Genomic DNA, 14566 nt, shown 5'->3' on the forward strand with positions numbered 1-14566 from the left:
TCGACGGGGGCGCGATCACGGCCGCAGCGGGCCGAGATCGACGACGAGCTCGCGATGCCGCTCGTTGATTCTGCGGTACTCGTCGACGATCCGGCGGAAGAGCTGCGGACCCGCCGGCCCGATCACGCCGTGCCCGGGGCTGTCGATCTCCGGGAAGAACCTGCGGTCGAACGGTATCCAGGCGCGCTTGCGCACGTCGATCAGGAACGGCACCGACTGCCCGCTCCGCCGTGCCGCATCGACGGACACGCCGAGCACCCCCACGGGCAGGGCGCCCTCGAAGCGCCCGACGCGCGAGGTGGTGTAGACCGCGACGACGAGACCTCGGCTCGAAAGCGGTGCCGAGGTGATCGATGCCGCGTCGCGCGGCGTGAAGACGCCGATCACGCAGGCGGCGTGGCGAACCGGACCCGGCATGTTCGGTGACTGCTCGTAGGGAAACGAGGTCCAGACGAAGTCGCCCGCCTTCAGCGGGATCATGCCCGCATCACCTGAAGAGCGACAGGCGCTCTTCGAAGTCCGCGTCGCTCTCGCCCGGATCGCGCTGAAGCTCGTAGCGATCCAGAGAGAAGCGGATCTTCGAGGTGTCTCCGTCGGACAGTGCGTCGACGTATTCCGCATGACGCGTCACGAGATCCGCGAGGAGCGTCTCGACGTCGAGCTTGTCGATCGCGGCGGCGCGCCTCGCGACCTCGACGATCTCGGCCGGCAGCTCGATCGTGACACGTCCCGCGCTCATGCCTTCCTCCGATCGCCCGCGCTACCCGGGCGGGACTCTACGTCTAGCATGAAGCAAGGCGGCGTGCACGCCCCCCCCTCTCACCGCACCATCACCACCGGCGTCCCCACCCGCACCCGCTGCATGAGGTCGAGCACGTCCTCGTCGCGCATGCGGATGCAGCCGTAGCTCGCCGCCGAGCCGATCGAGGCGCGCATCGTGCGCGTCGTGCCGTGGATGGCCGTGAGGCCGTCGTCGAGGGTGAGCGCGGCGGCGCCCATCGGGTTCGAGGGGTGGCCGCCGGGGATCAGGTCGGGCAGGTGGGGCATGTCGCGGCGCACGTCCGGCGGGGGCGTCCAGGCCGGGGCGACGTGCTTGCCGTCGATGCGCCGCCAGCCGGTCCACATCTTGTCGGCGCGCGGCACCGCCACGCGGTAGCGGATCGCGGTGCCGTCGCCGAGGTCGAGATAGAGCGCCCGCTCGGAGGCGCGCACTACGATCGTACCGGCGGGCACGTCGAGGTCGAAGGCGACGCGCTCGCGCGCCTGCAGCGGCGCCGGCGCGAAGGCGAACCAGGCGGCGAGAACGAGGATCATGGTGAGACGCTGCATGGCGTCGGGCCTCCCCCGGGTGCGTGACAGGGGAGCGTTCTCGCGCGATCGCCGCCAGCGGCGGGTGAGCGAACGTGGTTGAGAGAGGCTCAATCGCGTCGCATGGTCGGCGGAGCGTTCACCGGACGCGTCGAATTGCGCGCATCCGCGTGGGGCCGCGTTCCGCATGGGCGCCTGGGCGTGCTAGAGATCGATCAACGCTCATCGACGGCGGCTCCAATGACCCTCGACGGCACCCGCATCCTCCTCGTCATCGGCGGCGGCATCGCCGCCTACAAGGCGCTCGACCTGATCCGCCGCCTGCGCGAGCGCGGGGCGCGGGTGCGCTGCGTGCTGACCGAGGGCGCGCAGCGCTTCGTGACGCCGCTCGCGGCGGCGGCGCTGTCGGGGGAGCGTGCCTTCACCGACCTGTTCGACGGCGAGGACGAGGCTGCGATCGGCCACATCCGCCTCGCGCGGGAGGCGGACGCGGTCGTCGTCGCCCCCGCCACGGCGAACCTCATGGCGCGCATGGCGAGCGGCCTGGCGGACGACCTCGCGACCACCGTGCTGCTGGCCACGACGGCGCCGGTCCTGATCGCGCCGGCGATGAACCCGACGATGTGGCGCCACCCGGCGACTCGTCGCAGCCTCGCGACGCTCGAGGCCGACGGCGTCGCCGTCGTCGGCCCGAACGCCGGGCCGATGGCCGAGCCCGAGAGCGGGCCGGGGCGGCTCGCGGAGCCCGTCGAGATCGCCGAGGCGCTCGCCGCGCTCCTGGCCGCCCGGACGTCCGCGCGCACGGGACCCCTCGCCGGGCGCCATGTCCTCGTCACGTCCGGCCCCACGCACGAGCCGATCGACCCGGTGCGCTACATCGCCAACCGCTCCTCCGGCAAGCAGGGCCACGCCATCGCCGCCGCCGCCGCCGCTGCGGGCGCCCGGGTGACGCTGATCTCCGGGCCGGTGACGATCCCCGATCCGCCGGGCGTCGCCGTCGTGCGCGTCGAGACGGCGCGCGAGATGGCGGCCGCCGTCGAGGCGGCGCTGCCGGCGGACGTCGGGATCTTCGCCGCCGCGGTCGCCGACTGGCGCGCGGCGGAGGAGGCGCCCTCCAAGCGCAAGAAGGACGGCGGCGCCCCCGCCCCGCTCGCGCTCGCGCTCAACCCGGACATCCTCGCCGGCGTCGCGCAGCGCACGCACGGCCGCCCGGCCCTCGTCGTCGGCTTCGCCGCGGAGACCGACGACGTGATCGCCAACGCCCGCGCCAAGCTCGCGCGCAAGGGCTGCGACCTCGTCGTCGCCAACGATGTCTCCGTCGCGGGCGGCGGGGTGATGGGCGGGGATCACAACGCCGTGCATCTCGTCGATCGGGCGGGCGTCGAGAGCTGGCCCCGCGCCGGCAAGGACGAGGTCGCGCGGCGCCTCGTGGACCGCATCGCGATCCTGCTCGCGGCGGGAGAGGAGGCCCCCCCCACGTGACTGCGACCATTCGCGTCAAGCGCCTGCCCCATTGCGGCGATCTTTCGTTGCCGAAATACGAGACCGACGGTGCGGCGGGGCTCGACCTCGTTGCGGCGATCGGTCATACTACGTATGTCGAGCTGGGGATTCGGGAGAGGACCCTGGTCCCGACGGGTTTCGCCCTCGAGCTGCCCGACGGCTACGAGGCGCAGGTGCGGCCACGGTCCGGGCTGGCGGCGAAGCACGGGGTCACCGTGCTCAACGCGCCGGGCACCATCGACGCGGACTATCGCGGCGAGGTGATGGTGCTGCTCGTGAACCTGGGCGAGGCGCCGTTCCGGATCACCCGGGGCATGCGCATCGCGCAGCTGGTCATCGCACCGGTCACGCGGGCGACGCTGATCGAGGTCGCCGCGCTCGGGGAGACGCCCCGCGCCGGTGGGGGGTTCGGATCGACCGGCGGGTGAGCGCCGGGAGGCCGGTGGAAAAGGATGGCCGAACGGCCGCACGAGGGGGTTCGCCATCATGATCCTGCTGTCACGCCGTTCGCTGCTCGCCATCGCCGCCGTGGTGGACATCGCGCTCCACGCACGCCCGACACCGGTGGCGGCGAAGGTGCTGGCGCAGCGCCACAACCTGCCGCCGCGCCATCTGGAGACCGTGCTCCAGGCGCTGGTGCGCTTCGGCATCCTCAAGGGCGTGCGCGGGCCGCGCGGCGGCTACGAGCTGGCCAAGGAGCGCCGGCGGATCACCGCCGGCGACATCGTGCGCGCGGCGATGAGCGTCACCGGCGAGGACGGGCTGCCGCCGCTGCCGGAGAGCCAGCTCGTCGACGAGGTCGTCGGTCCCGTGGTCAAGAGCGCGGGCGAGGCCTTCCTCGGCGAGCTCGACGCGATCACGGTGGAGGACCTGTGCACGCGCTCCGACGCGATGAAGGAGCCCGGCGCCAGCAGCGACGGCGCGCTCGATTTCGCTATCTGAGATGTGAATTCCAAAACAAGCGCGACATCACGCGTGAAATACGCTAAAGGGGGCCGAACCGAAACACGGAGGCTCTCATGGCCGAGACCGCACGCACCGACGAGACACCGCGCACCCACGGGCGCGGTCGCGTCTACGACTCGATCACCCAGACGATCGGCGACACGCCCCTCGTGCGCCTCGCGCGGCTGCCGCAGGAGCGCGGCATCGAGGCGAACATCCTGCTGAAGCTCGAGTTCTTCAACCCCATCGCCTCGGTGAAGGACCGCATCGGTGTCTCCATGATCGAGGATCTGGAGGCGCAAGGGCGCATCGCGCCCGGCGCCACGCTGATCGAGCCGACGTCGGGCAACACCGGCATCGCGCTGGCCTTCGTCGCCGCCGCGCGCGGCTACCGGCTCATCCTCGTCATGCCCGAGACGATGTCGCTCGAGCGGCGCAAGATGCTCGCCTTCCTCGGCGCCGAGCTCGAGCTCACGCCCGGTCCGCAGGGCATGAAGGGCGCCGTGGCGCGGGCGAAGGAGCTGGCGCAGGAGATCCCGGGCGCGGTGATCCCGCAGCAATTCTCCAACCCCGCGAACCCGTACATCCACCGGGTGACGACGGCGGAGGAGATCTGGAACGACACGAGCGGCGAGGTCGACGTCCTCGTCTCGGCGGTGGGCACCGGCGGCTCGATCACCGGCGTCGGCAAGGTGCTGAAGGCGCGCAAGCCCGCGGTGAGGGTGATCGCGGTCGAGCCCGAGGACAGCCCGGTCCTGTCGGGCGGGCAGCCCGGCCCGCACAAGATCCAGGGCATCGGCGCGGGCTTCGTGCCCGACGTCCTCGAGCGCGACCTGATCGACGAGGTCGTGACGGTGGGCAACCAGACGGCCTTCGACACGTCCCGCGCGCTCGCCCGCGCCGACGGCATCCCCGGCGGCATCTCGACGGGCGCGAACGTCGCCGCGGCGCTGGAGATCGCCGCACGTCCCGAGATGAAGGGCAAGACGATCGTCACCTTCGCCTGCTCCTTCGCCGAGCGCTACATCTCGAGCGCGCTGTTCGAAGGTCTCTGAGGCCGCGCGCACCCCCGCACGCACGGCCGCCGTTCCCACGCTTCGCGGGGAACGTGGGCGGCGCTGCGCGGCGAGGGCTCGCGCAGAAGGGGAAGGGCGAAGGGGGGCGCGCCTCGGAGCGCGCGCCACCGACCTCGATCGAGCCAGCGCCCCCGGCTCCGAACGGCCGGGGACGCTCTCGTCGTCGGGACGCCGCGTCACTGCGGCATCGTGATACGGGCCTCGATCGCCTCGGTGATCGCGCCGTTCAGCTCGACGTCGCTCTGCGCGGCGACAGCCATTGCGTTGTACTCGTCCACCGAGATGCCCTCGACCCGCTCTACCGCATCCAGCATCGCCACGTTGACGGCCATCATCAGCTGCTCGCGCTGCTCCTCGGTGCCGACGTCAGCCGCCTGCTCCTCGTAGGCGCGATTGATCTCGGAGAGCGCGAGCGTCGCCTCGGCGAACGCATCGATCTTCTCCTCGGTGATCTCGACCTCCGGCAACGCCCCGCCGGGCGCCGTCTCCTGAGCGTGGGCGGCGATGCCGAACGAGATGAAGCCTGCGATGAGGGCGGCCCGAACGACCTGCCAGCGCTTGATCATGCGTGTCTCCTTCAGAGGATGAATGCCCAGCCCACGATAGATGACGACGCGCACGCCGGATGATTTCACCCCGACGGCACGCCATGCTCCGGCCACGGTTCGCCTCTTGGCTGTGATCGACGATGGGAGGTTGGATGACGCGCTTCGAGGGTCTCGTGGTGGACGAGGTGCCGCGCCTTCGTCGCCATGCGCTGCGGTTGGTCGGTGACAGGGATCTCGCGGACGATCTGGTTCACGAGGCGATAGCCCGCGCGCTCGCGAAGCGGGCCACCTACGCGGGCGACGGCTCGCCGCAGGCGTGGCTTCACGCGATCCTTCGCAACGCTGCGCGTGACGCGGCGAAGCGCGAGGCGAGAACGCCCGATCTGCTGCCCATCGAGCCCGGCAGCGAGCCGAGCACGCCGCCACTGCAGGAGCAGGCGGTGACCTGTGCGGACATCGTCCACGCGATCGACGGTCTCGCCCCGGGTCGCCGCGACGCGCTGCTCGTGGAGATGAACGTCGGAGGGGATCAGTCGGGCAGAGCCGCGCGCATGGGCATCACGCTCGCGACCTACCGCACGCGCGTCCACCGTGCCCGCGAGGACATGAAGTCGCGCCTCGGGTCGGTCCGACGCCGATAGACGTCCCGCATTCGTCCGATCCCCCCATGGTGCCACCTCCGGCGGACGCGACCGCGTCGGTGCCCGCCGTCGAGCTCGGCGAACGGGGCGGTCGCCGAGCGCTTCCACGGCGACGACCACGACGTGGCGGAGGGTGAGGGCGCCCGGCTCCCGCCCCGTGGTGCGCGAAAGCGGATGGCGATCCGCCGTCGACGATTCCATGATGCCGACGGCGCCTCGCGAAGAGGGCCGCCGGCAGCCCCCCGGCCGCGCACCGGATCGACGCCGCGACGTCGGAGGGCGGGAAACGAACAGCTCGGAGGATCCGCCATGGCCCATCCCTCCCTGAAGCCCGGCGCCACCGCCGTCGTCACCGGCGGCGCGGCGGGCATCGGCCTCGCCGCGGCGCGCCGCTTCGCGCGAGCCGACCTGAACGTCGTCGTCGCCGATCTCGGCGAGGAGCGCCTCGCGCAGGCCGCGGCGGTGCTCGACGCCGACGCGCCGCGCGGCGGGGAGGCCATCCTGGCGCGCGCCTGCGACGTGTCGAGCCTCGCCGACCTCGTCACGCTGGAGGCTGAGGTCGCCGCGCGCTTCGGCGGCACCGACGTGCTGATGCTGAACGCCGGCATCCAGCCGGGCAGCGCCGTCGACGGCCCGCGCGAGGCCTGGGAGCGCATCCTCGCGGTGAACCTCTGGGGCGTGATCAACGGCGCCCACGCCTTCGTGCCGGGCATGCGCCGGGGCGGCCGCGACGGGCTCGTCGTCGTCACCGGCTCGAAGCAGGGCATCACCACGCCGCCCGGGGACCCCGCCTACAACGTCTCGAAGGCGGGGGTGAAGGCCTTCGCCGAGGCGCTCGCCCACGACCTGCGCCAGGATCCCGATTGCCGGATCACGGCGCACCTCCTCATTCCCGGCTTCGTCTTCACCGGGCTGACCGCGCGGGGCCGCACCGAGAAGCCGGCGGGCGCCTGGACGCCGGAGGAGACCGTGACCTTCATGCTCGAGCGGATCGAGGAGGGCGACTTCTACGTCCTGTGCCCGGACAACGAGGTGACCCGGGCCGTGGACGAGAAGCGCATCCTCTGGGCGGCCGGCGACATCGTCGAGAACCGCCCCGCGCTCTCGCGCTGGCATCCGGACTGGGCGGACGCGTTCGCGACGTACATGCGGGGCGGCTGAGGACACCCGGCGCGGGGCTCAGCGGCCCGGTTCGCCGAGCCCGTCGATCTCCCACCCGCGCCGCAGCTCCGCCGTCAGCCGCCGCGCGATGGCGACGCAAGCGATCGACAGCACGACGCACCACGCGCCCATGAACAGGCTCTGCGTGGGAAAGCCGATGCCGAGGTCGATCAGGACGCCGGTGAGGCCCGGGCCGATCGCCGTCGAGACCACCATGATCGTCGTGGCCAGCGCGCGGATCGCGCCGAGGTGCCGCGTGCCGTAGACGTGGGGCAGGAGCACGCCCCACAGCGCGCTCGCGGCACCTTGCGTGATCCCGATCACGCCGAGCGCGCCCCACCAGGCGACGACCCGCTCCGCCGGGAAGACGAGGGCGATGCCGATGCCCATCGGCAGGAGGAAGACCGGCAGGAGCCTCTGCGGCCCGAACCGGTCCGCCGCCCATCCCGCCGCGAGCGCAGAGATCACCGTCGTCGTCGCGAAGGCGGGGTAGCCCGGCGCCATCTCCGCCAGGGTCCAGCCCTTCACCGCGGCGATGTGCGACTGGTGGAAGAAGGCGACGGTGGCGATGAAGCCGGGCGTCAGCAGCACGGGCAGGAGCGCGGGGAGAAACCAGTGCCGCAGCGCGTCGGCGCGTGCCCAGTCGCGCCCGTCGAGCCCGCGGCGGGGGGCGGCGTCGAGCCGGCCGCGGGGCGATCGCTCCTCCCGCAGCAGCGCCCACAGGAGCGGCGCGACGACGAGGACGAGCACGCCCGCGACGCCGATCCAGGTCGGCCGCCAGCCGAGGCTCGCGGCCGCGGCCACGACGACGAGTGGGACCGCGATCTCGCCGGCGGGATGGCCGAGATTGGCGAGCGAGACCGCCCGCCCCCGCCGCGCCTCGAACCAGCGCCCCATCGCCGTCATCGCGATGTGGCTGAACATGCCCTGCCCGCAGAAGCGCAGCAGGAAGACGCTCGCGCCGAGCAGCCAGAGCGATTGCGCGCCCGCCATGCCCAGCGCGGCGAGCGCGAAGGCGCAGGCCGTGAGCGGCGCGAGCCGTGACAGCGGCATCGTATCCGCGAGCGCGCCGCGCCAGAACATCAGCGCCGCGGCCGAGAGGGTCGCCGCGGTGTAGAGCGTGCCCCAGCCGCCGTCGCTCAGCCCATGCTCCTGCTTGATCGCGCCCGCGAAGAGCGCGATGAACCAGGTCTGGCCGAAGGCCGAGGCGAAGGTCAGCAGGAAGCCTGCCGCGAGCCAGCGGGCGTTCTCTCGGATGAAGCTCGGCATGGGCTCGGGGACCGTCCGGATCTGTCGCTCGTTCTGGTGAGGCCGCGCGGCCTCTCTCCGCACGGCGCACGCCACCGGCCTACGGCCTGGTGCCCCCGGCGGATAGGGCCGCGCCCGCGATCGGCGGTGCGCCGACGCGCGAGCCGAACGGTCACGCACGCCCGTGCGTTCCTCTCCTCCATGCCGCCGACGTGCCGTCGACCCGCTACGCCGGCGCGTGCACGAGGAAGGGCAACGACGGGAATGAAGACGCTCTACTCGGGGCTGGCCCTCGCATACTTCGTCGTCGCGACGATCTCGATCATGCTGCTCGCCTTCCTGCTCGTCGCGAGCGCGCTGTGGCGCGTGTGGGTCGCGCTGCCCAGCGGGGACGTGGTCGACCCGGTGCTCGAGGGAATCGGGCTCCTGATCATCGGCTTCGCCGTGGTGGAGACCGCGAAGTTCATCGCCGAGGAGGAGATCCTGCGTCGGCGCGAGCTGCGCTCGGCGGTGGAATCGCGCCGCTCGCTGACCAAGTTCATCACCATCATCGTCATCGCCGCGAGCCTGGAGGCGCTCGTCATGGTCTTCAAGACGAGCCGCGCCAGCATTCCCGACGCGATCTACCCGGCGGCGTTGTTCGTCGCCGCGATGTCTGCCCTCGTCGCCCTCGGCGGCTACCAATGGCTGTCCAGCCGCATAAACCCGGAGATCCCGCCCGACGATGCGACCGGCGAAGGGCGCGCGAACGGCGGGGATGCGGAGGACGACGCGCCCTGACGGCCGACCGCGCCGCCGCACCCGGCGATCACGCCGCGCTCAGTCGCCCGTCTGCGCGAGCCAGTCCTCCATCATGCGGATCTCCTCGCGCTGATGCGCGACGATCTCGCGAGCCAGCGCGCGGATCTGCGGGTCGTCGCCGTGCTCGAGCACGATCTCGGCCATCTCGACGGCACCGACATGGTGGGGGATCATGCCGCGCACGAAGTCGACATCGACGTCGCCGGAGGGGTCCTGCACCATCGTCTCGTGCATGCGCGCGTTCGCCTGCGCGAAGAGCGCGCTCGCGGGATCGAGGCTCTCGGCGACGCCGCCGGTGGCGTCGGCGTCGAGGGGCTGCGGCTCGATCGGGGCGAGCGAGCCGTGGGGATGCTCCGCGCTCGGGGCGTGGGTCGCGATCTGCGCCGCGCCGGGAGCCGGCCCGTAGCCCTGCCCGTAGAAGGCGAAGTGGAGGCCCCAATAGCCGACGACCATGACGACGAGCGCGGTGGCGAGCCCCGCCGGCACGCCCGCGAGGCGCCGCTTCACCGCCGGCAGGAAGTGCACCCGCCGCTCGTGGTCGGCGGCGATGGCGAGGATCACCGCCATGATCAGCGCGTGCCCGACGAGGTCGATGCGCCCGAACGGGTAGACGGCGGCCGTGAAGATGACGAGAAGCGCGATCGCCGACAGGCGCCGCACGAGCGGCGTCCAGATCAGCCCGAACCCGAGCGTGAACTCGGCGACCCCGGCCATGGGGATGAACACGTCCCGCGGCAGCCCGAAGGTGAGGAACGGGCGCTCCTCCACGAGCGGGTAGAACCAGTCCGGATAGGCGAACTTCTCGAGGCTCGACCACATCAGCGCGATGGCGACCGCCCAGCGCAGCGTCTCGAAGCGATGCCGCCGCCACTCCTCCTTCGAGGACGAGGCGAGCACGAGATAGCCGGCGACGCCGAGCCCGAGCGCCAGGTAGTCGAGGAGGTGGAAGAAGTCGTAGTCCCGCAGCGCCAGCGCCCACAGGCCGACGATGCCGATGGCGGCGAGCGGCATCGTGCGCCGCGAGAAGACGCAGGCGGCGATGGCGAGCTGGGCCCAGGAGACCCATTCGCTCGGCGTCTGCAGGTCGGGCGTCAGGTAGACGCCGCCCACCGCGAACACCGCGACGAAGAAGCCGCCGATGCACACCCGCATGAAGTCGTCGAGACGCCGATGCAGCGGGTCGGTCGCCCGGTCCATCGCCGCGAGGACGGGCTCGCCGACCCGCGAGCGCTCCACCGCGCGGGTGACGAGGAAGAAGGCCAGCACGAGCGCGATGCCGGTCCAGAACCAGAAATTCGTCAGCGTCGCGCCGATCGGCTGCGGCGCCGCGTCGACGATGTAGGGCGCGAACCACTTCACGTGCGCCTGCGCGGGTGTGGCGGCGAGGAGCGCGCCGCAGGCGCCGAGCACGGCGGCGAGGGCGGTCGCTCCCTGCGCCCGGCCTCTCGGCGCTCGGTCTTTCGAGAAGAGCGAAGCCATGGCGACCTCCGGGTTGTGGCGGCACCGCCGCCGGTGGTGTCCGTCTCGGGCGAACGACGCGGCGCGCCCGAGGGTTCTCGTCCGTCTCAGGTCGGCAGGTCGAGCGCGTGCGGGCCGACGCCGAGCCCGATCATCAGGCTGTCGGCGATGCGCCCCGCGCGATCGACGAGGAAGGCGGCGGCGTCGGGCGCGCAGACCTCCCGAGCGGTCGCCTCGAACAGCGCGAGCCGACGGGAATGCCTGTTTCGTCTACGCCCGAATTCAGGTACTGTCGATACCTCTTTTCACGGATACGACCCGATGAAGCTCACCCTGCACACGGACTACGCGCTGCGCGTGCTGATGACGCTCGCGCTCATCCCCGACCGGATCGCGACGATCGACGAGCTGGCGCGGCGCCATCGCGTCTCCGAGAACCACCTGCGCAAGGTGGCGCAGTCCCTCGTGGGCATGGGGCTCGTCAGGGGCGTGCGCGGCCGCGCCGGAGGGCTGCGCCTCGCGGTGCGGCCCGCCGACGTGCGCATGGGAGCGGTCGTGCGCGCGCTGGAGGACGATCCGGGCCTCGTCGCCTGCCTCGGCGACGCACCGGCGACCTGCGTGCTCTCCGGCGCCTGCCGGCTGACCGGCGCGCTGGCGCGGGCGCTCGACGCGTTCTACGCGGAGCTCGACCGGCTCACGCTCGCCGATCTCGTCGGCCGTGGGCCGGCGATGCGCGCGCGGCTCGGCCTGGCGGAGGCCGAGCCGTCCTAGCGCCGGGTCGGCCGGGCGCGGCGGTTTTCGCCCGTGACCCGGGCGGCGTCCCGCTCTAGGGTGCGCGCCGCAGACCGCACGGAGCCCCGCCATGACCGCCACCGCGACCCCTCGGACCAGCACGACCGCATCGGCCCCGCTCGGCTCCGGCGACACGCTGATCCTGGTCGACGGCTCGTCCTTCGTCTTCCGCGCCTTCTTCCAGTCCATGAACCAGGACGCGCGCTACAACTACCGCTCGGACGGCCTTCCGACCGGGGCGCTGCGCATGTTCTGCGTCAAGCTCCTGCAGTTTCTCGAGAAGGGCGCCGCCGGCATGAAGCCGACGCATCTCGCGATCGTGCTCGACAAGTCCGAGGGCTCGTTCCGCCGCGAGATCTATCCGGAGTACAAGGGCCACCGCCCGGACGCCCCGGAGGACCTCAAGGCGCAGATGCCGCTGATGCGCGACGCGGTGCGCGCCTTCGGGCTCGAGCCGATCGAGCTCGAGCGCTACGAGGCCGACGACCTCATCGCCGCCTACGCCAAGGAGGCCTCCGCCCGCGGGGCGGACGTGCTCATCGTCTCGGCGGACAAGGACCTGATGCAGCTCGTCGGGCCGACGGTGCGCTTCTTCGACTTCGAGAGCGGCATCAAGGGCAAGCCCGGGTACCGGCCCGAGCGCGACCTCGACGAGGCGGCGGTGACCGAGCGCTGGGGCGTGCCGCCCGGGCAGATCGCCGACGTGCTCGCGCTGATGGGCGACACCTCGGACAACGTGCCCGGCGTCCCCGGCATCGGCCAGAAGACCGCCGCGCAGCTCATCGTCGAGTACGGCGACCTCGAGACGCTGCTCGCGCGCGCCGACGAGATCAAGCAGCCCAAGCGGCGCGAGACGCTGATCGCCAACGCCGACGTGGCGCGGCTGTCCAAGCGCCTCGTCCTGCTCGACGACGCGGCGCCGATGCCGGTGCCGGTCGACGACCTGCGGCTGGGCGCCTTCGACGCCCGCCGTCTGATCGCCTTCTTCAAGGCGATGGAGTTCACCACCGTGACGAAGCGCGTCGCGGCCGACCACGGGATCGAGCTCAACGAGGTCGAGGCCGACCCGGCATTGGCGCGCACGGGAGGGGCTGCGCGTGCGGCGGACGGCGAGGATGGCGCGGGCGACGGCGCAGCCGACGCGGCCGAAGCGCCGGTCGCGGACGAGGATTCGACGCCGGCGCGGGTCGTGGCGCTGCGCCTGAAGGAGGCGACGGACGCCAAGGTCGACCGGGACGGCTACGAGCGCGTGACGACGCTCGACCGCCTGCGCGCCTGGGTCGCGGAGGCGACGGCGGTCGGCATCGTCGCCTTCGACACGGAGACCACCGCGCTCGAGGCGCACAAGGCGGATCTCGTCGGCGTCTCCCTCGCCACCGGCCCGAGCCGCGCCTGCTACGTCCCGCTCCAGCACCGCGACCCGGAGAGCGACCTGTTCTCCGGGACCGGGCTCCTGCCCGACCAGATCCCGGTCGCGCAGGCGCTCGCGGTGCTGCGCCCGATGCTGGAGGACCCGGGCGTCCTCAAGGTCGCGCACAACATGAAGTACGACTGGCTCGTGATGCAGCGCCACGGCGTCGCGGTCGCGCCCTTCGACGACACGATGCTGATGTCCTACGTGCTCGACGCCGGCCGCAGCAACCACGGCATGGACGACCTCGCCCAGCGCCACCTCGGCCACACCTGCATCGCGTATGCGGAGGTCGCGGGCTCCGGCAAGGCGCAGGTGTCGTTCGACCGCGTGCCGATCGACAGGGCGACGACCTACGCCGCCGAGGACGCCGACGTGACGCTGCGGCTGTGGCGGCTACTCAAGCCCCGCCTCGTCGCGGAGGGGAAGGTCACCGTCTACGAGACGCTGGAGCGCCCGCTGGCGCCCGTGCTCGCGCGCATGGAAGGCCGCGGCATCAAGGTCGACCGGCAGGTGCTGAGCCGGCTATCCTCCGATTTCGCCCAGACCTTGGCGCGGCTCGAGGAGGAGATCCAGCAGGATGCCGGCGTGCGCTTCTCGGTGGGAAGCCCCAAGCAGATCGGGGAGATCCTGTTCGGCAAGCTCGGGCTGCCCGGCGGCAAGAAGACGCCGTCCGGCCAATGGGCGACCCCGGCCGCGGCGCTCGAGGAGCTCGCCGAGGCGGGACATGAGTTGCCGGCAAAGATTCTCGAATGGCGGCAGGTGCAGAAGCTCAAGTCAACCTACTCGGATTCGCTGCCGGGCTACATGGACGAGGCGGGGCGCGTGCATACCTGCTTCTCACTCGCCGCCACCACGACGGGGCGGCTGTCCTCGTCGGACCCCAACCTCCAGAACATCCCGGTGCGCACCGAGGCGGGCCGCAAGATCCGCACCGCCTTCATCGCCGAGCCGGGCTACCGCATCGTCTCGGCGGACTACTCGCAGATCGAGCTGCGGCTCCTCGCCCACATCGCCGACATTCCCCAGATGCAGGCGGCCTTCGCCGAAGGCGTCGACATTCACGCGACCACCGCGTCCGAGATGTTCGGCGTGCCGCTCGACCAGATGACGCCGGACCTGCGCCGGCAGGCGAAGACGATCAACTTCGGCATCATCTACGGCATCTCGGCCTTCGGGCTCGCCGCGCGGCTCGGCATCCCGCAGGGCGACGCTGCAGCCTTCATCAAGCGCTACTTCGAGCGCTTCCCCGGCATTCGCGCCTACATGGACGAGACCAAGGCCTTCTGCCGTGAGAACGGCTGGGTCACGACCCTGTTCGGGCGGGTGTGCCACTATCCGGCGATCCGCGCCGGCAACCCGGCGGAGCGCGCGGGCGTCGAGCGCCAGGCGATCAACGCGCCGATCCAGGGCTCGGCCGCCGACATCATCCGCCGTGCCATGGCCCGCATGGAGGACGCCCTCGCCGACGCGAAGCTCTCGGCGCGCATGCTGCTCCAGGTCCACGACGAGCTCGTCTTCGAGGTCCCGGAGGACGAGGTCGACGCCACGCTGCCGGTGGTGATCAAGGTGATGGAGGACGCGCCCCACCCGGCGCTGACCCTGAAGGTCCCGCTGGCGGTGGAGGCGCGGGCCGCGGGGAACTGGGAGGAGGCGCATTGAGGGGCCGCAAGC

General features: G+C 72.0%; 15 protein-coding genes. 9 read left to right on the top strand and 6 right to left on the bottom strand.

The features are described from left to right. Window positions 1–15: 15 nt before the first annotated feature. The 3 genes from ACTZWW_RS00425 to ACTZWW_RS00435 all read right to left on the bottom strand — a co-directional run bounded on the left by ACTZWW_RS00425 (window position 16) and on the right by ACTZWW_RS00435 (window position 1329). Window positions 16–480, bottom strand: coding sequence for a hypothetical protein (locus tag ACTZWW_RS00425; protein ID WP_444778946.1), 465 nt, complete (start codon window positions 478–480; stop codon window positions 16–18). A gap of 7 nt (window positions 481–487) precedes the next feature. Beyond that, window positions 488–739: a hypothetical protein gene (locus ACTZWW_RS00430; RefSeq protein ID WP_444778947.1), complete on the bottom strand. Its 252-nt coding sequence runs from the start codon at window positions 737–739 to the stop codon at window positions 488–490. 80 nt (window positions 740–819) lie between these two features. Further along, window positions 820–1329 carry a L,D-transpeptidase gene (locus tag ACTZWW_RS00435; RefSeq protein WP_444778948.1) on the bottom strand — a complete coding sequence of 170 codons (510 nt, stop codon included), beginning with the start codon at window positions 1327–1329 and terminating at the stop codon, window positions 820–822. 219 nt (window positions 1330–1548) lie between these two features. On the opposite strand from ACTZWW_RS00435, the gene coaBC reads away from it, so the two are divergent. From coaBC to cysK, 4 genes are all read left to right on the top strand, one after another. Continuing rightward, window positions 1549–2790 (top strand): bifunctional phosphopantothenoylcysteine decarboxylase/phosphopantothenate--cysteine ligase CoaBC, encoded by a 1242-nt coding sequence (gene coaBC / locus ACTZWW_RS00440; RefSeq protein ID WP_444778949.1) that lies wholly within the window; start codon window positions 1549–1551, stop codon window positions 2788–2790. Continuing rightward, window positions 2787–3239 carry a dUTP diphosphatase gene (gene dut, locus ACTZWW_RS00445; protein ID WP_444778950.1) on the top strand — a complete coding sequence of 151 codons (453 nt, stop codon included), beginning with the start codon at window positions 2787–2789 and terminating at the stop codon, window positions 3237–3239. The genes coaBC and dut overlap by 4 nt, the downstream gene beginning before the upstream one ends. A gap of 58 nt (window positions 3240–3297) precedes the next feature. After that, the gene (locus ACTZWW_RS00450) at window positions 3298–3753 is read left to right on the top strand and encodes an RrF2 family transcriptional regulator (protein WP_444778951.1); all 456 of its coding nucleotides are present in this window, start codon (window positions 3298–3300) and stop codon (window positions 3751–3753) included. A gap of 77 nt (window positions 3754–3830) precedes the next feature. After that, entirely contained in the window at window positions 3831–4811 is a 981-nt protein-coding gene (gene cysK / locus ACTZWW_RS00455) for a cysteine synthase A (RefSeq protein WP_444778952.1), read from the top strand. Between the two features lie 197 nt (window positions 4812–5008). Here cysK and ACTZWW_RS00460 read toward each other — a convergent pair whose 3' ends face one another. Next, window positions 5009–5398 carry a DUF4168 domain-containing protein gene (locus tag ACTZWW_RS00460; protein ID WP_444778953.1) on the bottom strand — a complete coding sequence of 130 codons (390 nt, stop codon included), beginning with the start codon at window positions 5396–5398 and terminating at the stop codon, window positions 5009–5011. 134 nt (window positions 5399–5532) lie between these two features. On the opposite strand from ACTZWW_RS00460, the gene ACTZWW_RS00465 reads away from it, so the two are divergent. Together ACTZWW_RS00465 and ACTZWW_RS00470 are read left to right on the top strand one after the other, a co-directional pair. Continuing rightward, entirely contained in the window at window positions 5533–6021 is a 489-nt protein-coding gene (locus tag ACTZWW_RS00465; protein ID WP_444778954.1) for an RNA polymerase sigma factor, read from the top strand. 309 nt (window positions 6022–6330) lie between these two features. Continuing rightward, the gene (locus ACTZWW_RS00470; RefSeq protein WP_444778955.1) at window positions 6331–7182 is read left to right on the top strand and encodes an SDR family NAD(P)-dependent oxidoreductase; all 852 of its coding nucleotides are present in this window, start codon (window positions 6331–6333) and stop codon (window positions 7180–7182) included. An 18-nt stretch (window positions 7183–7200) separates the two neighbouring features. Here the strand turns inward: ACTZWW_RS00470 and ACTZWW_RS00475 are convergent, their stop codons facing one another. Further along, the gene (locus tag ACTZWW_RS00475) at window positions 7201–8451 is read right to left on the bottom strand and encodes an MFS transporter (RefSeq protein ID WP_444778956.1); all 1251 of its coding nucleotides are present in this window, start codon (window positions 8449–8451) and stop codon (window positions 7201–7203) included. 243 nt (window positions 8452–8694) lie between these two features. On the opposite strand from ACTZWW_RS00475, the gene ACTZWW_RS00480 reads away from it, so the two are divergent. Beyond that, window positions 8695–9210, top strand: a complete 516-nt coding sequence (locus ACTZWW_RS00480) for a GNAT family acetyltransferase (RefSeq protein ID WP_444778957.1) — start codon at window positions 8695–8697, stop codon at window positions 9208–9210. Window positions 9211–9249: 39 nt separating this feature from the next. Here the strand turns inward: ACTZWW_RS00480 and copM are convergent, their stop codons facing one another. Then, entirely contained in the window at window positions 9250–10710 is a 1461-nt protein-coding gene (gene copM / locus ACTZWW_RS00485; protein ID WP_444778958.1) for a CopM family metallochaperone, read from the bottom strand. A gap of 300 nt (window positions 10711–11010) precedes the next feature. Here copM and ACTZWW_RS00490 point away from each other — a divergent pair, with 300 nt between their 5' ends. Continuing rightward, complete coding sequence (locus ACTZWW_RS00490) at window positions 11011–11460, top strand: RrF2 family transcriptional regulator (protein WP_444778959.1); 450 nt, start codon at window positions 11011–11013, stop codon at window positions 11458–11460. 91 nt (window positions 11461–11551) lie between these two features. Next, on the top strand, window positions 11552–14554 hold the full coding sequence (gene polA / locus ACTZWW_RS00495) for a DNA polymerase I (protein ID WP_444778960.1): 3003 nt from the start codon (window positions 11552–11554) through the stop codon (window positions 14552–14554). Window positions 14555–14566 lie beyond the last annotated feature (12 nt).

This window comes from Salinarimonas sp. NSM, assembly GCF_052380005.1.
In the GTDB taxonomy this organism is placed as follows: Bacteria; Pseudomonadota; Alphaproteobacteria; order Rhizobiales; family Beijerinckiaceae; genus Salinarimonas.